This window comes from Myxococcales bacterium, from assembly GCA_016706225.1.
GTDB lineage: Bacteria > Myxococcota_A > Polyangia > Polyangiales > Polyangiaceae > JADJKB01.
The window spans coordinates 309,040-330,340 of record JADJKB010000024.1; the positions used below are offsets into that span (position 1 = coordinate 309,040).

17 protein-coding genes and 3 pseudogenes are annotated in these 21,301 nt (G+C 65.9%); 11 read left to right on the plus strand and 9 right to left on the minus strand.

Features of this window, described 5'->3' with window-relative positions; all coding sequences use genetic code 11:
* Positions 1-26: 26 nt before the first annotated feature.
* The 6 genes and pseudogenes from IPI67_37240 to IPI67_37265 form a co-directional block, all read right to left on the minus strand.
* On the minus strand, positions 27-242 hold the full coding sequence (locus IPI67_37240) for a M48 family metallopeptidase (GenBank protein MBK7585820.1): 216 nt from the start codon (positions 240-242) through the stop codon (positions 27-29).
* Positions 194-760 carry a DUF45 domain-containing protein gene (locus IPI67_37245; GenBank protein MBK7585821.1) on the minus strand — a complete coding sequence of 189 codons (567 nt, stop codon included), beginning with the start codon at positions 758-760 and terminating at the stop codon, positions 194-196. The genes IPI67_37240 and IPI67_37245 overlap by 49 nt, the downstream gene beginning before the upstream one ends.
* Positions 757-3,745: pseudogene (locus IPI67_37250) on the minus strand (type I restriction endonuclease subunit R). The gene IPI67_37245 and the pseudogene IPI67_37250 overlap by 4 nt, the downstream one beginning before the upstream one ends.
* Positions 3,746-4,050: 305 nt before the next feature.
* On the minus strand, positions 4,051-4,974 hold the full coding sequence (locus IPI67_37255; GenBank protein MBK7585822.1) for a restriction endonuclease subunit S: 924 nt from the start codon (positions 4,972-4,974) through the stop codon (positions 4,051-4,053).
* Between the two features lie 85 nt (positions 4,975-5,059).
* A pseudogene (locus tag IPI67_37260) lies at positions 5,060-6,575 on the minus strand (SAM-dependent DNA methyltransferase).
* 72 nt (positions 6,576-6,647) lie between these two features.
* The gene (locus IPI67_37265; protein MBK7585823.1) at positions 6,648-7,028 is read right to left on the minus strand and encodes a hypothetical protein; all 381 of its coding nucleotides are present in this window, start codon (positions 7,026-7,028) and stop codon (positions 6,648-6,650) included.
* Between the two features lie 130 nt (positions 7,029-7,158).
* Between IPI67_37265 and IPI67_37270 the strand changes: the two genes are divergently transcribed.
* The 6 genes from IPI67_37270 to IPI67_37295 all read left to right on the plus strand — a co-directional run bounded on the left by IPI67_37270 (position 7,159) and on the right by IPI67_37295 (position 11,648).
* The gene (locus tag IPI67_37270; GenBank protein MBK7585824.1) at positions 7,159-8,007 is read left to right on the plus strand and encodes a TIR domain-containing protein; all 849 of its coding nucleotides are present in this window, start codon (positions 7,159-7,161) and stop codon (positions 8,005-8,007) included.
* The gene (locus IPI67_37275) at positions 8,004-8,570 is read left to right on the plus strand and encodes a hypothetical protein (protein ID MBK7585825.1); all 567 of its coding nucleotides are present in this window, start codon (positions 8,004-8,006) and stop codon (positions 8,568-8,570) included. The genes IPI67_37270 and IPI67_37275 overlap by 4 nt, the downstream gene beginning before the upstream one ends.
* The gene (locus IPI67_37280; GenBank protein ID MBK7585826.1) at positions 8,459-10,099 is read left to right on the plus strand and encodes a TIR domain-containing protein; all 1,641 of its coding nucleotides are present in this window, start codon (positions 8,459-8,461) and stop codon (positions 10,097-10,099) included. The genes IPI67_37275 and IPI67_37280 overlap by 112 nt, the downstream gene beginning before the upstream one ends.
* Before the next feature lie 2 nt (positions 10,100-10,101).
* Positions 10,102-10,644, plus strand: a complete 543-nt coding sequence (locus IPI67_37285) for a TIR domain-containing protein (GenBank protein MBK7585827.1) — start codon at positions 10,102-10,104, stop codon at positions 10,642-10,644.
* A 69-nt stretch (positions 10,645-10,713) separates the two neighbouring features.
* Positions 10,714-11,241, plus strand: coding sequence for a toll/interleukin-1 receptor domain-containing protein (locus IPI67_37290; protein ID MBK7585828.1), 528 nt, complete (start codon positions 10,714-10,716; stop codon positions 11,239-11,241).
* Entirely contained in the window at positions 11,238-11,648 is a 411-nt protein-coding gene (locus IPI67_37295; GenBank protein MBK7585829.1) for a hypothetical protein, read from the plus strand. The genes IPI67_37290 and IPI67_37295 overlap by 4 nt, the downstream gene beginning before the upstream one ends.
* Before the next feature lie 673 nt (positions 11,649-12,321).
* Here IPI67_37295 and IPI67_37300 read toward each other — a convergent pair.
* On the minus strand, positions 12,322-12,678 hold the full coding sequence (locus IPI67_37300; GenBank protein ID MBK7585830.1) for a hypothetical protein: 357 nt from the start codon (positions 12,676-12,678) through the stop codon (positions 12,322-12,324).
* A 320-nt stretch (positions 12,679-12,998) separates the two neighbouring features.
* Positions 12,999-13,343 carry a hypothetical protein gene (locus IPI67_37305; GenBank protein MBK7585831.1) on the minus strand — a complete coding sequence of 115 codons (345 nt, stop codon included), beginning with the start codon at positions 13,341-13,343 and terminating at the stop codon, positions 12,999-13,001.
* A gap of 134 nt (positions 13,344-13,477) precedes the next feature.
* On the opposite strand from IPI67_37305, the gene IPI67_37310 reads away from it, so the two are divergent.
* Positions 13,478-14,185 carry a TetR/AcrR family transcriptional regulator gene (locus IPI67_37310; protein ID MBK7585832.1) on the plus strand — a complete coding sequence of 236 codons (708 nt, stop codon included), beginning with the start codon at positions 13,478-13,480 and terminating at the stop codon, positions 14,183-14,185.
* Positions 14,186-14,250: 65 nt separating this feature from the next.
* Here the strand turns inward: IPI67_37310 and IPI67_37315 are convergent.
* Positions 14,251-14,516 (minus strand): annotated as a pseudogene (locus IPI67_37315) (YdeI/OmpD-associated family protein).
* A 326-nt stretch (positions 14,517-14,842) separates the two neighbouring features.
* Here IPI67_37315 and IPI67_37320 point away from each other — a divergent pair.
* The 4 genes from IPI67_37320 (at position 14,843) to IPI67_37335 (ending at position 20,915) form a co-directional block, all read left to right on the plus strand.
* Positions 14,843-15,097: a sulfatase-like hydrolase/transferase gene (locus IPI67_37320; protein MBK7585833.1), complete on the plus strand. Its 255-nt coding sequence runs from the start codon at positions 14,843-14,845 to the stop codon at positions 15,095-15,097.
* A complete protein-coding gene (locus IPI67_37325) occupies positions 15,043-15,390 on the plus strand; it encodes a hypothetical protein (protein ID MBK7585834.1) in 348 nt (115 codons plus the stop codon). The genes IPI67_37320 and IPI67_37325 overlap by 55 nt, the downstream gene beginning before the upstream one ends.
* Before the next feature lie 270 nt (positions 15,391-15,660).
* Entirely contained in the window at positions 15,661-19,659 is a 3,999-nt protein-coding gene (locus tag IPI67_37330) for a hypothetical protein (protein MBK7585835.1), read from the plus strand.
* A complete protein-coding gene (locus tag IPI67_37335; protein ID MBK7585836.1) occupies positions 19,656-20,915 on the plus strand; it encodes a hypothetical protein in 1,260 nt (419 codons plus the stop codon). Before IPI67_37330 ends, IPI67_37335 begins: the two co-directional genes overlap by 4 nt.
* Positions 20,916-21,301: the final 386 nt, after the last annotated feature.

Genomic DNA, 21,301 nt, shown 5'->3' on the forward strand with positions numbered 1-21,301 from the left:
CCTGGGTGATGGCGTTCGGAGTTCGATCAGACATGGAACCGCACGCCATCGACTCTGAGCCGCGCCCGACGCTCTTCGTAGTCCGGAAGAATCGTCCCCAGCAGCTTCCAGAACCGCGTCGAGTGGTCGCGCACGGCCAGGTGGCAAACCTCGTGGGCGACGACGTAGTCGACAAGGGATAGGGGAGCCATCATTACGCGCCAGTTGAAGCGGAGCTCCCCCTTGCTATTGCAGCTCCCCAACGCTTCTCCTGCGCGCGCACTAGAACCGGGGGCTGATGCAAGCCGGCGCGCCCCGCATAGAGCGCGACGCGCTCGGGAAGCCGGCGATGAGCCTGTTTCCGGTACCAGGAGACGACAGCCAGCCTCACGAGTGCGTCGCGGGGCGGGACGCGGCGAGGGAGAGCCACTGCCAGGAAGGCGCCGTGCAGAGACGCGAACGGCTTGACGCTGTCCGATGATTTCTCGATTTTCAGTCGGTAGTTTCGGCCGAGATAGCTGTAGCTCTCGCCCGCGACGAACTCCTTAGGCGTAGGCCCCGGTCCGAATTCCCGGAACTCCATGAGCCGTTGCAGGATCCATGGCGCCTTCGTCTTCACGACGTGATCAAGCCGGTGCATCGACGCGCCGGTCGGGGCCTTGAGGACCACACCGGCGCCGGAATCGACGGCGATAGTCACCGTCCTCCGACGCACACTTCGTTCGATTCGGTAGTCGATGACCGACCTGCCGAACGGCACGTGTCGCTGCTCGGGCGTCATCGCGCGAGCCTCACTCGTGCGAGGTCCATCACCTTCGAGGTGAGCGCCTCGATGTGTTCGCGGGGGTAATGAGAGCTACGGAGGCTCTTCTTCACCGCTTGTCGCATGCGGCGTTGCACGTCCTCCTTGGATCCAGTCGACGATGACGAGCCCCTGAAGCTCAACGAGGATCTGCGCAGCCTGTTCGCGGCGGACACCATCAACCGCGCCGGTCCCAACGGCTGCGCCCGGAGGCGAGGCATCCCCGCGCTCACCAGCGGTGCCGAGCAGCTCGTAGAGGGCGAAGCCGGACTCGTCGAGGCCGAACGACTCGGCTGTGCGGTGGACGTTCTTTACTTCCTGCACGACGGTCCCCAGTAGTCGCAGCTGCTCGGCAGCGTCGATGCGCGACTGCCGCCGATCGTCGATGATCTGCGCGAGCCGATCACGAAGGCTCTGGTAGAAGACGGGGTTCGTATCCATCCGTACGTGGATCTCGTGCCGGATGGCGTGCTCCATCTCACTTGCGCGGGCCTCGTTCGAGCCGAGCTTGCGTATCCCCTCCTCGAACTCGGGAGATAGGATCGACACTGGTGGCAGTAGCTGGTCTACGCCGCCCCCGGCAATGCTCCTCGATGAGCGCGCGGACCTTCGCGCGACAACCGGAGAGGTCGAAGCGTTCATCTCGAAACCGGACGCGCGCTGCGTTCCGTACCTTGCCGAGCCACTTCAAGTCTGCGAGGAAGGGCAGCGCCGCCGGATCGGGGAGCAGCATGTCCAAACCGCGCGCGAACCGACGGAAGCCCAGCTCGAACTCGGCTCGCGCGTCCTCGGGCTCGAGGACGCGGATGCACGCCTCGACATCGTCCCGACGCAACTTCGCGAAAAACCTCATCGCCGTCCGGTGGTACGACTCGAGGCGCGGCAGCAGGTCGGTCTTCGGCTTGAGCGCGCCCTGGATGTCCGACGCGGAGAAGATGCTCAGCGCCTGCTCCAGGAACAAGGCGACGCCCCAGTAGTCCACAACGAGTCCGTAGTCCTTACCATCCGCGGTCCGGTTCACGCGGGCAATAGCCTGGAGCAGCGTGTGCTCGCGCAGCGGCGCGTCTAGGTACATCACCTGTTCGATCGGTGCGTCGAAGCCGGTGAGTAGCATGTCGCACACGACGAGAATGGCGAGGGGGTCGTCAGCGTCCTTGAAGCGCGCGATGAGCTTTCGTTGTTCCTCCTTGGACGTTTTCCACTTCGCGAGTCGCTCGGGATCGTTGTGCGTCGACGACATGATGATCGCCGACTCCGGCGCCCCGAGGCGGTCGAGCATTTCCTTGTAGGAGACGGCGACGTCGCGACTGCACGCGACGACCTGAGCCTTGAAACCGTCCGGGTGAATGAACTTCTCGAAGTGCTCGATAAGGTCGAGGCAGATGGCCTCAATCCGACGCGGAGCTCCAGCAATGGCCTCCGGAGTGCCGTACCGAGTCTTGACCTTCTCGCGCTCCTCATCGGAGAGGTCGCGGAAGATACGGTCGAAGAGGCTGTCCATCGACTCGCCCTCAAGCCGCTCTGGGGACTGCCGGATCTCGTAGTAGATTGGTACGGTCGCGCCGTCCAACACGGCTTGCTCGATTGTGTACGTGTGGATGTACTCCCCGAACGTCTGGAACGTGCTCCGATCCTTCTTGTCGATGGGCGTACCCGTGAAGCCGAGGAAGCAGGCGTTGGGGAGCGCGCGACGCATGTTGGCGGCGAGACTCCGGTACTGCGTCCGGTGTGCCTCATCCACCATGACGAAGATGTTCTCTGCCTCGTTGAGGACTGGGTTCTGACCGGTGGCTGCGTCCTGGAACTTCTGCACCGTGGTCATCACCGTCTGCCCGCCGCCCTTGGCGAGGAGTTCGTGCAGATGTTTGACGTTGCGGGCCTGGTCCGGGTTCGGAAATCCACATCGCTGGAACGTGGCTGTAATCTGGTTGTCGAGGTCCTTCCGATCTGTCACCACCAGCAAGGTGGGGTTGGCGGCCGCGGCGAGGCGCCGAAGTTTTACGGCGAGGAAAACCATGGTGAGCGACTTGCCAGAGCCCTGCGTGTGCCAGACGACGCCGCTCCGCTTCGCGTGATGCTTCCCGCGGATGCGCTCGATTGCGCGGTTCACGGCGACGAACTGCGGATAGCGAGCGAATTTCTTGTACGTGCGTGCACCGTCGACCTCGAAGACGATGAAGTTCTGGATGAGGTCCAGGAGGTTCTGCTTGCTAGCCATGCCCCAGAGCACGACGTCCTGCGGAGTCGGGATGTGACCGACGTTGGCGGTGAGCTGGTCAAGCGTGAGAGGGTGCGGAACCTTCCACTCGCTGAAGTGCCGGCTGGGCGTACCGACGGTCCCGTACCTCGCCGCCTGGCCGCACGTCGCGATGATGAGCTGGGTCGCGTGGAAGAGCCGGGGGCACCGAGACCACGGAACTTCTCGTCCGCTTCCTGGTAGCGGAACGTCTGCTCGATTGCCTTCTCGATCGGATCGTTGATCGTCGGGCTCTTGCACTCGATGACGACGAGCGGGATGCCGTTCACGAAGACGACCAAGTCCGGCACGATGGTCTGCTTCGCTCCGACGACCCGATACTGGCGCGTGAACACAAAATCGTTGTTTGAGGGCTTGTCGAAGTCGATAAACCGGACCGTCTGACCACGCTGGCCCGTACCGAGGTCTTGTTCGAGGGAGATGTTGTGGACCAGCGCGGTGTGGACGTGCTCGTTCGCCTCGATAAGACCGGTTGCGGTGGCGTGCGTGATCGCGCGGATCGCCTTCTTGACGTTGTCCTCGTTGATCCACGGGTTAAGGCGCCGTAGCGCCGCCTCGAGGCGCTTGATCAGAACCGGCTCCGCGACGCTCTCGCGCTCGCTATCGAGCACTTCAGCGGCGACGAATTCGTAGCCGAGCTCGCGGAGCACGGCGTCGGCTGGCTCTTCGGAGAGGTGAACCTCATCCCACTTGAAGTCCGAGGCCATGCTAACGCCTTCTTGCTGCGCCGCTGGCAAGCGGGCCGTTGGTCTTTGCTCGCCCCGACCCGCACGCGGCCAGACAGCAGCGCCTGCGCGAGGCCGCGCTTGGTCTGGCGAAGCTGCTCGAGGTATCGGACCTCGGCGGTGATGCGGATGTCGAACGCCTCACCGACATCCGCGAGGACCGCTTGCTCGTGCAGCGGGGGCAGGAGGATCTTCACGCGTTTGAAGGCGTGCATAAAGATGTTCCGGAGCGTCGTGCTCCCGTCGCTGAGACGTTGCCACTCGCGCTGCATGTGCCGAAACACCTGCTAAAGGTAGCAAAAGTCGAGCTCAGGCCCGGGAACGAACGCGACATAGTCCTGGCTGCACGCCATGGTCTTCGCCAGGCGACTGCACTTGCCACGCGAGCCGCCGGTCCGGATCAGAAGGACAGCTCCGACAGGTAGCATTCGCGCCGAAGAGTTCGCGATGCCGAGAGGACTAATGCGTCCGTCGGCATCTTGGACCTCGAGCTCATCGAGCCGATACGAATCTGGCAGCGATAGCCAGGGGATATCGCCGCTCCAGTAGTCTGGTTCCTTGCGGCTGGGCGTGTGCCCACTCTCAAGCTTCGCGATATTCGTCAGCGTCACGAGCTTCCAGTGCGACGGCATCGCTTCGATCGTCGACGCGATGCGCCCCACGGGCCACGACTCCGGCAGAGGCACGAGCTTCGTCTTGTGCTCCGGGTGCCCTTTGGTGAGCAGCTCGCGCATCACGGCGTGCTTGGCCACCGCCAGTGCATCAATGAAGCACTGAGTACGTGCGATGGACTCGTCTACGGCGTCGAGAATCTGCGATGCAAGGTGTTGTTCGGCGACTTCGGGAAGCGGAATCTGAAAGGTGAGGACGTCCTGAGGTCGGATGGATGCGTAGTTCGTCGAACCGACGGCATCCACTTGGCGCTGGAGCTTCCCGGCCCTGACGAACTGATCGAGCCACGACTCAATCAGCCTCGAGTGATCGATCTCGAAGAGAAAGTAGTGGCTGCTTACAATCGCGCCGTCGAGATCATGGGGCACGAGGCCGAAGCCTCCTACCTTCGCGTCGATCTCGGCGACGAGCAGGTCGCCGGCGCGGACGAGCTGCTGGCGCTTTGTCCTGATCTTGTCGCCGGGCACGCGGTCTCGCAGTTCGATACCCTGATTGCGGGTTCGAGCCGTGACACGCAGGTACTCGCGGTCGTCGATCACGGACACCCACTCGGATCGATGCCGAGCGACGGCACGCAGCCGCACGACGGGCCAGTCGGCTGTGAGGGGGCCGAATCTGTGAAAGTCAGCGCCCATAGCCAAGGTCCTTCAGGAGCGAGTCCATCCTCTGGGCGCTGGCATCTCGTTCGGACTCGAGCTTGCGCAGTTTGGCCATGGACGCCTTGACATCGATCGGCGCCTCCGGCTCGAGGGTGTCGACGTACCTACTAATATTCAGGTTGTAATCGTTCTCTTTGACCTCCGAGAATGGCACGATCCGCGAAAAGCGGTCCTCGTCGGTATACTTGCGGAAGGCGGACACGATGCGCTTCACGTCGTCGGGACGCAGCACGTTCTGGTTGCTGCGAGCGTCGTAGCCCTCCGCGGCGTGGATGAAGAGGATCTTGTCCTTGCGCTTCTTCGGCTTGTCACGATTCAGGATCAGGATCGTGGCCGGGATGCCGGTGCCGTAGAAGAGGTTCTCCGGCAGGCCGATGATCGCCTCGAAGAGATCATCTTCGACCATGCCCTTGCGGATTTCGCCATCGCCGCTGCCGCGGAAGAGCACGCCGAGCGGCATCACCACGCCGAGCATGCCCTTCGCGCTCAGCGTGGCCAGCATGTGCTCCACGAAGGCGTAGTCGCCCATGTTCTTAGGCGGCAGCCCGTAGTGAAACCGTTGGAACGGATCCTCCGCGGCCATCTCGGCGCCCCACTTGTCGAGGCTGAAGGGCGGATTCGCGATCACGCGGTCATAGAGCATCAGTTCGCCGCCGTGCACGAGCTTGGGCTCGCGGATCGTGTCGCCCTTTTCGATACGCGCGTCGGACAGACCGTGCAGCAGCATGTTCATTTTGCAGATCGCCCAGGTGCCGAGGTTCTTCTCCTGGCCGTGCAGCGTGACGTTGATCGGGTCCGTGCCGAGTCGCTGTCCGCTCTTTTTTGCCACGTATGCCGCGCCCTGGATGAGCATGCCGCCGGACCCGCACGTCGGATCGCAGATACGCATGCCGTCTTCTGGATCGAGTAGCTGCGTGATCAGCTCGACGACCCGCTGGGGCGTGTAGAACTCGCCGCCCTTCTTGCCCGCGTCGTCGGCGAACTTCTCGATCAGATACTCGTAGGCGCGGCCCAGCATGTCCGGCTCGGAGAGGTCCGAATTCCGCAGCGACAGCTCGGAGAAATGGCCAACCAGTCGGTGCAGGATGCTGTCGCGCTGCTTGCCGTCGCCCTAGCTTCCGGCTGTCGTTGAAGTCGATCCCGAGGAGGACCCCCTCGAGTGTGGCGTTGGCTTCCTCGAGGGCGGCGCACGCCTTGTTGAGTCCGTCGCCCACGTCCTTGGTGAGCTTTCCGATCTCCTGCCAGCGCGCGCGCTTGGGAACGAAAAACTGGTGCTCGTCCCGATCGGTCCAGGCGACGTCTTCGTCCTCTCCACCCGCGATCAAATGCTCGGCCTCTTCCTCGAAGCGGTCGGAGAGCCGCTTGAGGAACAGGAACCCAAAGATGTAGTTCTTGTAGTCCGACGAATCGATCGAACCGCGGAGGATGTCGGCAGCGGCCCAAAGATGACTATTCAGTTTGGCTGGCGTCAGGTTGCCCATGGCGAATCTCCTTGTGGCGTCATTTGGTGAAGACCTGGGCGACGACGCCTAGGACGGTGATGGCTGTGCGGTTCATGGGGTGGACGCCTCGCGCCGGCGCGGGACGCGGCCTCCGAGAAGGTCGGTCGCCACCGCATGAGCGACGGCACGGCGTTGTTCGGCCGCGCGGGTGGCGGCAACGAAGTTTTGCTCGGCCGCCCGAACGAGCTCGGCGATCTGCTGCTGAACGGCGATCGGTGGCACCGGAATCTGAATTCCGCCCAACGAGCTCGGCGTAAGCGAAAGGCCGAGCGTCGATGAGCGGCCGCGACCAAGGAGGGCCGCTTGCCCCTCGGATCCGGTGAGGTATGCGAGAAGGACGGGCGCCAAGATCGCCTTGGCCGCGCGAATGGCGATGAGGTTCGCAGTGATGAGCGCACCGGCGGCGTCGCCATCGACCATCGCGACCTTCAACTGGCTCCCTCGGCAGGTAACAAGAACGTCATCGACCTGGACCTGGTAGCGGCCCAGTGCGTGGACTTCGGCGGAGTGCTTGTCGGACGGGGGCGCGTGAACACGCCTGTCCCGGATGTCGCCGACGCCGATGAGCGGGCCCGGCTGCACGGTGCCGGCCCGGTCCCGAGTCGGCACTCCGAGGAAGATACGCTCGGTGACCTCCGCGATCGGCCGGCGGGGCCACACTGGGTGCCCTTGCGTGGAGGAACTCATCGAAGTGCACTATGCGTTCGCTTCGACACCTCGTCAATGGCAACTTGGTGCAGTATTGAAATACTGCGACCGCAGTATCGTCGTACCGCGACTTGACTTGCGGGCTTGTCGGGTTAGGTTCTGGTTTGCGCCGCCAGATCGCACCTCGAGGCGTGCGGGGGGGGCGCTCTCTCGTCCACCGGAGGTTCGCGTGCCCATCCGTCGCAAGGTTTTCATCTCGTATCACCACGCCGACCAAAACGAGGTCGACGGGTTTATCCGCGCGTTCGATCACAACCGCGATGTGTTCATCGCCAGGGGTCTTGGGCGCGAGATGTCGCAGGACGTCATCGACAGCCAGGACACCGGCTACGTGATGAGCCGAATCCGAGAACTCTTTCTCGCGGATTCCTCCGTCACTTTGGTCTTGGTCGGTCGCTGCACGTGGGCGCGTCGATATGTAGACTGGGAGCTCCAGGCCTCGCTTCGCAGCGGCCAAACCGTCACTCCGAACGGCGTCCTCGGGATCGTTCTTCCCTCAGCGGCGCAGAACCCCGTCGCACCGGACAGGCTGCAGCGCAACGTCGCGAACGACGGCACCAAGTACGCGCGCTGGTACCACTATCCCCAGTCCACGGACGCCCTGTCCACGTGGATTGAAGAGGCGGTCGACGCGCGTACAGCCAAGGCGCATCTCATCGACAACCCCCGCGAGCGGTTCGCGAACAACCGGATCTTCCAATGACTGCGGCAGCAATCCGCCCTCCGTACCGGCCGTGTCTCTCGGTGTTCGTGGTTTGGCACCCGTCTTTCTCCCTCGGACAGGCGATCGCCGAACGGGTCTACTCGCACCTTTGCCGTGACGTCCACGCGCCGACGTCGCGCGGCATCGGCGCGCCCGTGTTCTTTCGGAGCGCTGCCGAGTCGGAGGTGTCCTCGCTTCCAATGGACGTCCCGATCGATGCCGCGCACCACACCGCCGTCGTCGTCCTGGTGGACGACAACATGATCAACGGCGCCGGCTGGGATGGCTTCGTCGACAGGATCTGGCGCGCGACGGAAGCGTCTGGGGGCGTGCACCGGCTCTTTCCGGTCCGCCTATCGGAACATGCCTTCAACCTCTCCAAGGAGATCCAAGTCTGCAACTACCTCCGTCTGAACGCCAAGGACGACGGTGCGAGGTCGACGAGCTGCTCGTGCGGCTCACCCACGAGCTGTGCCGACAGCTCCTCGGGAAGAAGCGGGTCGCCGACGCTAGCGCAACGGACATCACGGAAGCGAGCCCTCAGCCCGTCACGCTCTTCCTGAGCCATGCCAAGCGGGACGGCGAAGAGACCGCCAGATCACTCCGCGATTACATCCAGACCACTCTTCCCCTCAAGACGTTCTTCGACACGCTTGATATCGCACCAGGGTTTTCGTTCAAGAATGAGATCGACGCGGGGATCGAGCGCTCCGCGCTGCTGGTGATCCAGACGGACGCGTACTCCTCGCGCGAGTGGTGCCAGCACGAGATCATGTGGGCCAAGCGACGGCGTCGCCCTGTCGTCGTCGTTCACGCCATCTCACGCGGCGAGAAGCGAAGCTTTCCGTACGCCGGCAACGTGCCGACGCGGCGCTGGGACCCGAGTCGACCGGACGAATGCGAGCGCGTGGTCGGAGACGTTCTGCACGAGGTGTTGCGGTTTGAGTATTTTCGACAGCACTTCGAGACCCTGCGCTCGCTCTACGACGTTCCCAAAGACGCCCATGTGACACCGTGTCCGCCGGAGGCTCCTCACGGCGCTGCACATGCGCTCGGAGAAGTTGCCGCCGCGACTCGTCGTCTACCCGGACCCGCCGCTCGGCGCCGAGGAGCTCCAGCTTCTTCAGCAACTCGCACCCGACATGACCATGACGACGCCCACTCTTCTCGCCGCGGTGCGCCCATGAGCTCGACGGTTTCGACACCGCTCAGCGGGCTCCGGCTCGGCATCTCGATCTCGTCGAGCCCTGACCTCGCCAGGCTTGGTCTGGGCGAAGTGCACCTCCAGGACGCATTCGTCGAGATGACGCGCTACCTGTTGGCATCAGGCGGAAGTCCCGCGTACGGAGGTGATCTTCGAAAAGGGGGTTACACCGACCTGCTCCTCGATCTCCTCCGCACCTACCGAGACGAGCTACCGGAGGTGCCTGGCACCATACACAACTACCTCGCGTGGCCACTGTCCTTGAAGCTGGACCCGGGTTTCCGCGCGATGAACAAGCAACTCGCAGTGTTCCATGAGATCGCCCCTCCTGACGACATCACGGTGGACACGTCGACTTTCCTTCCTCCTGACAGTGCCAAGCACCGTGCGGTCTGGGCACGCTGTCTCACTACGATGCGTGAGACGATGACGAGAGAGACAGATGCTCGAGTGTTGTTGGGCGGTCCGGTGCGCGGCTTCCTAGGACGCTATCCGGGCCTACTCGAAGAAGCCCTGCTCGCGCTTCGTTCGTCCAAGCCCCTCTTCCTCGTCGGCGGATTCGGCGGATGCACGCAGAGCATCATCGAGGCGCTCACCGGCGCCGCGGCCGCCGCCTTCCAGCAGTCGTTTCAGGAGCAGGACCCCGCGTACGTGGAGCTCATGGCCGAGTTCAATCGTGCGGTGGACGCAAAGGAGCTGCGTTCAGATCGAATCGACTGGACTCGGTGCGTCGACGAACTTCGTGGATATGGGGTGTCCGGCCTGAAGAACGGACTGACCGACGAGGAGAATCAACTCCTGTTCAGGAGCGTGCACACCCAGGAGATCGTCGCCCTTGTTCTTCGCGGTCTGGGCCATCTTCGCGCGTCCAGCACAGGAGGGAAATAGCGATGTCGGATCGGCACAACGTCTTCGTCAGCTACCACCACAAGAACGACGAGAGCTACAGGAAGATCTTCGAGCTGCGTTTCGGGAACAAGTTCGGCGTCGTGATCCCTGGCGCGGTGCAGATTGGCGACATTGATACTGGCCTTCAGACCGAGACGATTCGCCAACTCATTCGCGACGAATACCTTCGAGACACATCGGTCACCGTCGTTCTGATCGGCGCGGAGACCTGGCAGCGCAAGCACGTCGACTGGGAGATCTCCTCGAGCATCAGGGACACGAAAAACAATCCTCGATCGGGACTGCTTGGCCTGCTGCTGCCGACGTACCCTGCCCCGTCCCCGGGTAAGTACAATCCGAGAACCATTCCCCCGCGTCTGCACGACAACATTGAATGCGGGTTCGCCGCCATCGCTCAATGGAGCAACGACCCGGACGTGGTCCGTGGCTTGGTACACGAGGCGTACCTGAGGAAGAAGCGCCTGCTTCCGGATAACGCGCTTCCACTCTTCAAGAACAACCGCTCGGGGGCGGGATGGTCATGATGGCCGCCCTACAGCCGACTCTCATTCGATCGTCCAAGGTCGCGCGTAGCGCGCGACGAGTCGTTGGCCATGGCGGGTCGTAATCTCTATCCGCGAGGGCGGCCGATCCATGAAAAGCTTGCCGACGCTCGTCTTCGGCCGTGCGTGTTCATTTCGCATCGAAATACGGACAAGGACTTCGCACGTTCCGTCGCGGCCGCGCTGATGGGGCTCGACGTCGACGTGTACTTCGACGAGCTGGATCAGGATCTGGTCGCTGCCGTGGCGATGGGAAACGACGCCGCGATCGCCAGCTGCATCGAGGCCGGGCTAGATGCCTCGACGCATCTCCTCGGCATCCTCAGTCCGGCCACGTTCAAGTCGTGGTGGGTTCCATACGAGATGGGCGGTGCGCAAGGACGCGGCCATGACGTTGCGCACGTTGTTCACTTCCGTCGAGGATCTCCTTCCTACGTTCGTTTGGCGGACGTGATCGAAACACAAGCGGACTTCCGCGCGTGGGTCGCCGGACTGAAGACTCTGACGCTGACCGAACGAGCCATGGTGAAGACCGCGCGGCTGGGAAATCTCGAAGGCTATCTTCCTCCCGGTCGGTGACGGGGTCGGGCCGACGAGTGCAGGATCGAATCACGAAGGGCGTCGTAGCTGCGTCCGACGTCGTGCTCATCGCCGTCAACCAGGGCGGCATCTTGGACAGCGGCCTACACGACGTCGAGGTCCCTGCGATCGTGAAGACCGTCTTCCCCATCGGCGAGCCCGTCATGGTCGTGACCCCGTACGGCACGGAGCCTCCGCGCGTGGAGGTCCCGCCGCGGTTCGCCGTCGTCAAGAAGAAGGGGGGCCGAGGTGTCGACGACGCTCTTCCTGGAGCCGCGCTCGGCCGCGATCTCGGGAGTGTCAGCAGCGGCCTGACTGAGCACCAATCCCACCGAGATCACCGGGGCCCGGGTCCGGCGACGTCGGTGGCAAGCAGGCGTGTGATCCGGGCGCACGTTCAGCATTGATTCATTCGATGGCCGTCGGCACGGTAGCCGGGTGCGGGAGGCCCATCAGAGTCCCGCCTGCGTGTCGGACTGGATGAACTCGCAGGCCCGAAGGGAGGCCGACCCGGAGCACACGCCCGCCAGGTACCGCCAGCTCGCGGTCGCTGCCTCCGAGGCGGTCGCTCGTCAGCTCCGACGCCCGGAGGCAGTCCGTGCCGCGTCGGGGGCGCCCTAGGCCCGAAGTAGCGGGCGAGAGTCGGAGTCTCGCAGCCGACAGGGAGGATTCCGAACGGAACGCCGAAACTCAGAAACCCAACCCCACCCGAGAGGGGATGACAGCTCGGCTTGTTGAAGAGCTCCGGCCGCCGTCCACGGGACGTTTGGTGAGAGCCCGCAGGGGGTCGTCCGTCGCCGCGCCGTGATGTGGTGCCCTGGGCACCGGTGACATCGGTGGAACTGGGCCCCGGTCTCGTCGCTGGCGACACGGGAGTGCTCTTCGCCTCGCAGGTCGTCTGGAACCTGCGGATGGCGGCGGAGAAGGACTTGGCTTTGGTTCACAACCCAAATTCCGCCGCGCCCCTTCCGCGCCGCTCGTTCGCGTTGAAGTGCGAGCTCTGGGCTGAAGGCGGCGTTCGACGCGAAGGCGCGTGCTCCAGGTTCGGGTAGGTGGTGTCGGCCTCGAGAAGCTTCAAGGCTAAGCGTCGTCGGCCGGAGGGTTCGCCTTTGCCTGGGCGTCGAACTGGGTGACGAGGGCGTCGTACGTCGTTCGATCAATCTCGGTAAGCCCGCCCATGTGACAGTGCACTCTGACGAAGTAGTCCTTGGCCTGCGCTTCTCGATCCTTCTCGTATGTGTTGTGGTGAGCCGAGCCCTCGGTGTTGGTCCACCGATCGCCAACCTTCCACCACGTGGGCTTGGTGACCTTCACATGGCCCCGAACGTCGGTGTGCAGGAATCTAGGCGGCTTGTGGTTGCTGAACTGCTCGCTCGCGAAGATGCCGCTGACCTCGTACACGGCGGATCCCTTCTTATCGTGGAAGTACGTCGGCATGGGTGCGAGTCTATCCGGAGAGATCTCCGTCGTCCTCCAACAGGCGACCGTGGCACTCGACAGCAAACTGCGACGGCTGACGACGTGTGGTTCGGAGAGCGCCGCTGGAGGCCGCGGCGAGGTCGGGCCCGCTAACGGGCGTGTGACGCTTCCGGACAAAGACAACGGAAAACCGCGGTCCCGTGGTGAAGCGCCGGGAATCGAAACCCGCGTATCGTGGTACAGCGTGCGTAGCGCCCCCGCGCAACCGACCGACGTACCACGCGACGACCCCTGGCCCCCCGGCTGGGGGTTTCGCGTTTGTGGCCCCGAGTGTGGCGCTACCCGAGCGGCTCCGACGACTCGTCGCTTCGCGGACCTCCTTGGAGGCGCGCCAGCGAGCGCGTAATCAGCAGCGACATCGCGGCGAGGCCGAGACCGAAGGCACCCGCGTGCAGCGCGCGCCGCGGCTCGAAGTCCCCGACGCACGAGAGCAGCGCGTAGGCGACGGCAAGGTTGAACAGCCCCCATAGGACGTTCACCCGCGGCGACGAGAGCCCGCGGAACGGGGGCGAGGCAAACGGCGTCGGAAACGTGCGCCCGAGCACCCCCGAGACGAAGTGCGGGACGAAGTTTGCGAAGAAGGCGCCGCCGAAGAAATACGCGGGAAGGTGATACCAGGGCATGGGTCCTCCCAGAAGGCAACTGTGGGTTGCCAAGCCACGAGGGTACCGCGAGCCCCGGAGCGATGGCAACTTGCACTTGCCTTCTTGCAGCGCGCGGGCCTACCGTCGCAGGCGGAGGAGCCTCCCGGCGGACCGTGACCGAGCGGACGAAGACGCGTCGAACCAAGGGGGTGCTCCGCGGGCGCAGCGAGCGCGTCGTGCGGCAAGTGCTCGAAGCCGCCGTCGCGGAGCTCGCCGAGTCCGGCTACCGGGGGTTCCGCATGGACCGGGTGAGCGCGGCGGCCGGGGTCAACAAGACCACGATCTACCGGCGCTGGCCTGGCAAGGCGGTGTTGGTGGGGGCCGCCGTCGAGTGGATGCGCAGGCTCGTGCACGACGTGCCATTGCCCGACACGGGCTCGCTCGAGCGGGATTTGACCGAGGCCTTCCGGCGCAGAGTGAGCTTCAAACGCCGCGTCGAGGGGCGCGCGTGGGCGCGGCTCCTCGCGGAGAAGCACGACCCCGAGGTCCGAGCCATCATCGGCGAGGCCGTCAAGGAACGCAGCGGCGCCTGGTACGCGATGGTCACGCGGGCGGTCGAGCGCGGCGAGCTCCCCGAGGGCACCGACCCGCGGCTGCTGCTCGGAATGCTCGGGGCGATCGTGGACGCGTGGAACACGAGCTCGCCGGGCCGGCTGAAGGCCGCGCTGCTCGAGGCCGCCGTGCGCACTGTCGTCACCGGCGCGCGCTCGGGCTCACTGGTTCGGGCCAGGCAACGCGGGACCGCGCGCACGCTGCCGCGACCGGCGCGCAAGGGGCGGGGTGGACGGGCGGCTGGCTCGTCGTCTCGCGAGCGCGTGTAACGATCGGCCGTGCCGCGCGCACGTCCTCTTCGAAGCCGAGCGAAGGGGCGACGCGGGCCTCGAGCTCACCGACCCGTGCGCTCGCGATGCTTGCACCCAGGCCAGCAGCAGGGCCGGCGCTGGCCTTCTTCCAGCTCCTCCTGGGTCCGGCGAATGCGGCGCTTTCGCGTCATCTCTGCTTCGCATCCTCGACCCAGCAGATGAACTCGTTGCGGGCCAAGGGCGTGATGTCCCTCCAGGCAGCGAGTGCCGTGGAGTTCCCGAGCAGCGCCTCACGCAGGTCCACGGGGAGCTTGTGCACCACCCCACCGGGCACGCGCTTGCCGGTCACGGAGAGAATAGGAGCGCAAGCCGCCAGCGGCGGTCAAGCGACGCCGGTTGACGTTGTGCCAAGACCACCGGCGCCTTGCCGATGGCGCGCGCCGCGCGCGTGGGGGAGACGCGTCGCTCTGCGCTCGGTGCGACATCGCGACCTGACACAACAAAGTTACCACCGACGCGCGGCCGGCGACTCATCGATCGAGGTATCGCCCCTGGCGTGAGTTCCTGAAACGCGCGTTCAAAATCGACATCGAGAAGTGCGCCAAGTGCGGGGCGCGTATGAAGATGCGCGCGCTCGTCATGACCAGCGCTGGCATCGAGCGACGCGCTTCGTGAATGGGCCGACCAATCGACGCCATCGACAGGAGCCCGGCCAAAGACCGCACCGCCATCGTGATCACCAGCGATCACGGCGAAGCCTTCGGCGAGCACGGCATGCTGCGGCACGGCTTCGAGCTCTGGGAAGAGCTGATCTGGGTGCCGCTGATCGTGTACCTGCCGGGCCTGCCGCCGCGAAAGGTCGGCTGGTCCCGACGGTGCTCGACCCCTACCGCCTGCCGCCGCCGAGCGGCGAGGGGACCGACTTCGTGAGCGGGACGTCGCTGCTGCTCGATCTGATCCAGCCCGCAGGCTACGAACCCAAACCGCGGATCGTGTTTGCGCACATGACCGCCGGGCCGAACAACGCCGATCGCCAGGCCTTCATCGACGGGCCGCACAAGCTGATCACCAGCGACGGTCGTCCCCTGGGCCTGTGCGATCTGGAGCAAGACCCTGCCGAGAAGAAGGACCTGCTCGACGACGCGGCGCTCAAGGAGAAGGTCATGGGTCGGTATCGTGCGTTCGTGAAGGGGCTGCGCGAGGTCAAGGTGAAGCCGCAGTGACGGGGTTCCCCCGGCCGGCGCGGCAGCCGTGCCAGCTGAGGGGTTCTCGGGGGCAGCTGCTCGCGCGCGTGCGCAGCGTGCGCAGCGTGCGCGGACGCGCCTTGCGTCGCGCGCAAAGCAGCCAGATAATCCCCTGGGTCGACGGCGACCGGGAGGTGCACATGGCTGGCATGGGGTTCGCGCGCACGCACGCTTGTTGCAGGTCTGATCGCGCTCGCCTGGTTTGCGCTGAGCTCGCGGGCGGGGGCCGCGCCGCTCGACTGTCGCTTCTTGGAACGGTCGCCGGTCTTCCTCGACCGTGACGCCGAGGCCCGCTGCCAGATGGACGAAGACGGCAACGGGCTCGACGACGAGATCGAGCAGCAGCTCGCCGCCTGCTTCGTACCCGCGTTCCGCTTCGACGCCGACGAGCCGAGCTCGAGTTTGCTCCCGAACGAGCCGGTGGCTGGTTTCTCGGCCTACCGCATTCAGGGTTCGACCCCGGGCGAGATCTTGATTCGCTTCGAGATGGTGGCGATGTGGAGGCGCGACGGGGGGTTCCCGAACGACGACGAGCTGCAGTGTGCGGACTCCTCCCCGGTCTTCGAGGATCAGGCCCACGAGGGCGACACCTGGGGAACCCGGATCGACGTCCGCGTGTCGAAGGACCAAGCGTGGCGCGCGGAACTTGCCGAATTCTCGACGTGCTGGCCCGCGGAAATGCATGGCACGCACCCCGTTGTCTACGGATCCGCCGGCAAGCACCACGCCTATTGCTCGTCGGGTGTCTCGGAGTTCGATGTCGCGGGCCCGGGCACCTGCACGGATCCACATCGGGGAAATGGTGAGCTGCGAGTCCCATCCAGCCTGTTCCGCATCTCGACGAGCTGGCTTCCGATCCCCACATCCGACGGCAACATGCACTGGGGCAATGTCTGCACCTTCGTGCGGACCGGGCAGAAGGTCGTGGCGAGCCGGCTGCAGCCGACTCGGCTGGGCAACCTCGGCTTCGCCGGGCAGACGCTCTGGGGTGACTTCTACACCGGCGGCGTGACGGGGCCTGGCTTCTTGCTCGCGCCCGGCGGCGCGTTCACCCTGGACGCAGACGGCGACGGGCGGCCTGACTCCGACCGGGTGGCGCCAGATGACGCCGTGACGATCGCCGCCGACCTCTGCCCACTCGACAGCGGCCCGGAGCAAGACGCCGACGGCGATCACCTCTACGGCGCCTGCGACTTCGACCCGAACTTCCGCCAGACGTGGGTCGGGATCGGGACGCCGGGGAAGCCGCCGGTACCGCAGGCGTTCAACAGCTGGTCCCCGATCCCGACTGGCGCCTTTGGTGGTTTCCTGGACACGGATCAGGACGGGCCACCGGACGGCGTCGACTCGTGCCCCAAGCTGCCGCTCGCGCTCACCCCCGGAGGCGGTGTCACGGTCAGCAACCGTTGGGGCGAAGACCTGAATTGGCCGCCGCACCCGATCAGCAACAACGAGCTCGGGGCGTTGCAACGTGGTGAGACGTGCGATCCATACCCGGCGGCGCACTCGACCTGGAACCCGAAGATCTCGTACAACAAGACCTGCGGAAGCCCCGGCTGGGTCTCGACGGGCCAGGACGTCATCGGTGTCACGACACGCGTTTCGCGTGGGGTCAGCGCCAACGACCCGTTCTGGCTCGCCCCGAAGACCGAGCTGCCGGCGACGTTCCCGGTGCAGAGCTACCGGTGCGCGTGTCGGGACGAGAACACTGGCGCTCCGCTGTCCGGAGCGAGCTGCATCACCGATCCGAACAGCGACTGCTACCGCGGGAGCGCGCGGCGGGCGGTGCCGAGTGTTTACGATGGCCGAGGCTTTCGTCCGATCGATCGCCCGAGCTGCACGCGCAACCCCGAGACCTGGTGCGACAGCTTCCCGCTGGCGGTGCCGCGCTTTGGGTCGGAGCCGTCGGGCGTGTCGTGGCGCTGGCTCGACGAGCTGAAGGCCTTCGGGCCGGCCAGCCCGACCCCGCACTTCGCTGCGGAAGACGTGAGCACCGAGCCCGCTTCGCCGTTTTCCGGCGCGCGCCAGGGCCTGAAGCACCAGTACGCCGTCTGGACGTTGCCCGAGATCAGCGCGCCGCCGGCGACGTCGATCAAGCAGAGCCAGTTCTCGTTCCACTACGATCCCGAGTACGACCCGCAGCACCGCGCCGACCAGCTGTGGGACCTCCAGAGCGACCACAGCATTCGCATGCGAGCCAGCTTCTCCGAGCAGCCGGTGGCGGATCTGGTCTCGAACCACTCGACATTCTCGCTGAAGCCGCCCTGCGCGGTGCTGACCATCGACCAGCAGCTGGCTCTGGTGAAGCTCTGGTTCGGGCCGGATCCGGTCAAGCCCGAGGTCACCGGGTTCTCGGGGCTTCGCTTGCTGGCGCACGACGGCGGGGTGGTGACCCGCGCGGTGGTGGTTCGGCCCGCAGAGGGCAGCTACGCCACGTTGGCGCTCGGCACTGCCGCGGCCCAGGGCTGGCTCGCCACCGCGGCGGTGCAGGTCGCGCCGATGGGCGGCTCCGCGCAGAGCACGCCGGTGCTGGCGGCCCTCGCCGCGCCGCTGGCGTCGACCCGGAGCCGCGCTGAAGAGCCCGCGCTGATCGTGGTCGAGCGCTCGTCTGGGGTCGCGCGCTGGGCGCTGCTTGCGCCCGTGGCTTCGGCCGATCAGTCGATCACCTACGAGATCGCGGGCGAGGGCACGCTCCCGGGCGCGGTGAGCCCGAGCGCGGTGCTGATCGCGGATCCCACCGGCATGACCGTCGCGCTGGTCGACACCGCAGGCGGCCGGGTGGATTGGTTCTCGACGGGCTCGCGGCTCTGGACCGACAGCGCGCTGCCGTCCGAGATCGCGGGCCTCGACGGCGCGGCCCTCGCGCTCTGGGGCTCGCACCTGCTCGTCGCGGGCGGCGCTCGCGACGGCGCGCTCGGCGCGGAGCTGTGGGACCTTGGGCTGTTCGGTGGACCGGTGTCGCTGGTGCGGTCGGATCTGCCGGCGCGGCGCGGTCCTGCCCTCAGCGTGAGCCCTGGCGGCGAGCGCATCATCTACGTCGGCGGCAGCGATGCCAGCGGCGCGAGGCACGACGACGTGTGGCACGTCGGACCTGGGGCCGCCGCGACCGCGCGCCTGTTCGGGGACACGACCCGCGCGAGCACGCTCGAGCTGGGCATCACCGCCGTGGTCGACTCGGTGTTCGAGGGCGCGCTGCGCGCGCTGACCCTGGATCTGACGCGGCCGGAGCTGGTGGCGACGCGGCTGCGGGCTGCACGCGGCTGGCAAGAAGCGCGCGTGGCCGATGAAGGGCTCGCCTGCGCACCGACCGACGCGCTGGGCGGACGGCTGTGCCCTCTCGGCACGGAGTGGTGGTCGAGCCCCGGCGCTGTCCCGTGCGGCGCGACGGGAAACGCGTGCGAGGGCTCGCGGGGCAGCCTCGCAGCCTCTCTGTCCCTACCCGGCTCGGCGGTCGCGGCAGACACGGATGGCCGCTCGGTCTGGCTGCTTCGCGACAAGAGCATCGAGCGCTGGTCGGTTGCGGGCTCCACGCCGGCGCTGATCGCGAGCGCGGTGCTCCCGGCGAAGGCACGCGCCCTTTCGATCAACCCGGAGGGTGCGGTGGTGGCCACCGACGCGGGCGTGACGATGGTGCGCGCGATCGGCGCCGCGCTCAGCCTGGACGCGCCCCTCGCACTGTGCGGGCGCCCGCTGGAAATGACGGCCCTTGGCGAAGCGAGCTGGGCCGTCGTCACCACGGTCGGGCTCGCGATCGTCGGCGCGCCCGCCGGGGAGCCGCTCGCGCTTCAGTCGATGTCGCTGCTCGTTCCCTTGTCGCCGAAGCCCATCGCGCTCGGCACGGATCCGGCGTCGACCGCGCTCTGCAAGAAGGCCGATGCTATCTTGCCGGGAGCGATGGTTGACGCGCTCGCGAAGCTGGTCGCGGTTGCCGCGGGCGAACAGCGCCTACTGGTGGCATCCGGGCCGATGCTGTTCGACGTGGGCGTGCGGGATCTCGCGCATCCGACCCTCGGCGGGCAGAAGGTGATCGTGCATCCGCTCGAGGCGCTGCGGGTCGATCCCGCTGGCGGCCGGGCCTACGGGGTGAGCAAGCACGGGCAGCACCGGCCGGTGATCGATCTGCGCGGGGGCGGGCTCGCCCTCGCGGGTAGCCACGGCGTGGAGAGCTGGGTGCGGCGACGCGATCGGGGCGAGCTGGTGGTGCGGGTCTTGCCCGCTCAGGTCGAGATCGCGAAGGTCGTACCGTGAACGGCGCGTCGCGCTGGCTCGGTGGCGCGCTGGTGGTGGTGGCGCCGTTCCGGATGCTCGGCGGCTGTCCGGGCGGTGAAAACGGCGGCTCCGGCACTGGCGGGACCGGAGGCGCGGCGGGTGACGCCGCCGGCGACGTGGCCGATGGTGACGGGGCCGAGCCATGGGATCCGGTCTGGCACGAGACGAAGCCGAAGGACTGGCCCACGGTGGGCCCCGAGAAGAACCCCGACTGCGGGCCAGGGTGTCGTGTGGCATTGAATCTCCCCGTGACCAACCCGAGCGGCGCCGGGCACCGATACACCACCAGTCGCGTCGCCTCGCAATCTCCTCTCGGGCTTGCATTTTCTGGGGTGGGTGCGTCGACGACCGCTTGGGATCCGTCTGGCAAACATCTGCAAGTGAGCATGTGGGGCGACTTCGCTGCGTACGTAAAGGCGGCAGGTCCGGGCGACGGACAAATCGAGCTCATGAGTTTGGTCACTGGTGAGAAGAAGACGGTCTTCCGTTGGACACCCGCGGACGGCGCAGACGGCAGCCAGTGGACCGCGCTCAACGACAAGTACGTGTTCTACATCTTCAAGGGCATCCACTCGCGCAATCGTCAGACGGGGGAGCAGAAGTGGCTGGCGTTCGGCTCGTGCTATTCGCTGCTCGCCACCGAGACTGCCCTCATCTGCGACTCGGGCAAGATCTACGTCATCGATCCCGAGAGCTCGGAGATGAACATGAAGAGGATCGACGACGGCACCGAGCTCCAGTTCGACGGGAGCGGCTCAGCCGATCGCAAGCAGTACGCCTGGGTCGACTACCGCGACCCGCCGGGGCCGGGGTCCCACGCGTTCTCGACCCGCAAGGGCGGCGAGGTGTACTTCCATGACTTCACGACGGGGAAAACCCGCCGCGCGACGTTCGACTCGCCGGACAAGCCCCGAGCGAAGGTCTACCCGGGCATCGGTGACGGGCTCGCAGTGTGGAACGAGCCTCCCCTCGGCGCGGCGAATCCGAATCCCGAAAACTTCGACTCGTACTATGGAGGAAGCACAGCGCTCGCGACGCTCGACCTGGCCACCGGGAAGCGGTGCCAGTTGCCAGACGTGAACTTCGGAATCCTGTTCAACAAGTCCGTGCATGGAAGGCACGTGTACGCAGGGTGGTTCGACAAGAAGACGGTGAAGACTTACCTCGTCGACATCGACCTCGACTACGCGGGCTTCAAGTGGCAGTGCCAGGACACGCCCGGCTGGGTGCAGTGAGGCAGGCAGCGCGCACGGGATCGGCACCAGCGGATTCGGTGGCCCAGTGACGCGCTGGCAAAGACGGTCATGGGTCGCTATCGCGCGTTCGTGAAGGGGCTGCGCAGCTGCGCCGCCCAGCTGCGGCGCCGAACATTCTAGAGCCAGCGTGGTGCAGTTGCACACCGCGAAACCATTCGCTTTTCACCTTCTTCCCGCGCGCCCATACTTCCGCGCCCGCGCGTGCTCTGCTGACGACATGGCCAGCCGCTCGCGCCGGACCTACGACCATCGCATAAAGGAGCAGATCCTCCATGCGGGGAATCCGGAACTGTTTCCGAGCTCGAGATTCCGCGCTCCACGGCGCAGAGCTGGATCCGACGGGGCGTAGGGGACGTCGTGTCTCT

What these genes read in the sequence shown, in the direction of transcription:
- IPI67_37300 (MBK7585830.1), bottom strand. Translation starts at nt 12,678, where the DNA reads ATGCCGACGTACTTCCACGATAAGAAGGGATCCGCCGTGTACGAGGTC.
- IPI67_37290 (MBK7585828.1), top strand. Translation starts at nt 10,714, where the DNA reads ATGGCGGGTCGTAATCTCTATCCGCGAGGGCGGCCGATCCATGAAAAG.
- IPI67_37320 (MBK7585833.1), top strand. Translation starts at nt 14,843, where the DNA reads ATGGGCCGACCAATCGACGCCATCGACAGGAGCCCGGCCAAAGACCGC.
- IPI67_37305 (MBK7585831.1), bottom strand. Translation starts at nt 13,343, where the DNA reads ATGCCCTGGTATCACCTTCCCGCGTATTTCTTCGGCGGCGCCTTCTTC.
- IPI67_37270 (MBK7585824.1), top strand. Translation starts at nt 7,159, where the DNA reads ATGAGCGGGCCCGGCTGCACGGTGCCGGCCCGGTCCCGAGTCGGCACT.
- IPI67_37285 (MBK7585827.1), top strand. Translation starts at nt 10,102, where the DNA reads ATGTCGGATCGGCACAACGTCTTCGTCAGCTACCACCACAAGAACGAC.
- IPI67_37245 (MBK7585821.1), bottom strand. Translation starts at nt 760, where the DNA reads ATGACGCCCGAGCAGCGACACGTGCCGTTCGGCAGGTCGGTCATCGAC.
- IPI67_37275 (MBK7585825.1), top strand. Translation starts at nt 8,004, where the DNA reads ATGACTGCGGCAGCAATCCGCCCTCCGTACCGGCCGTGTCTCTCGGTG.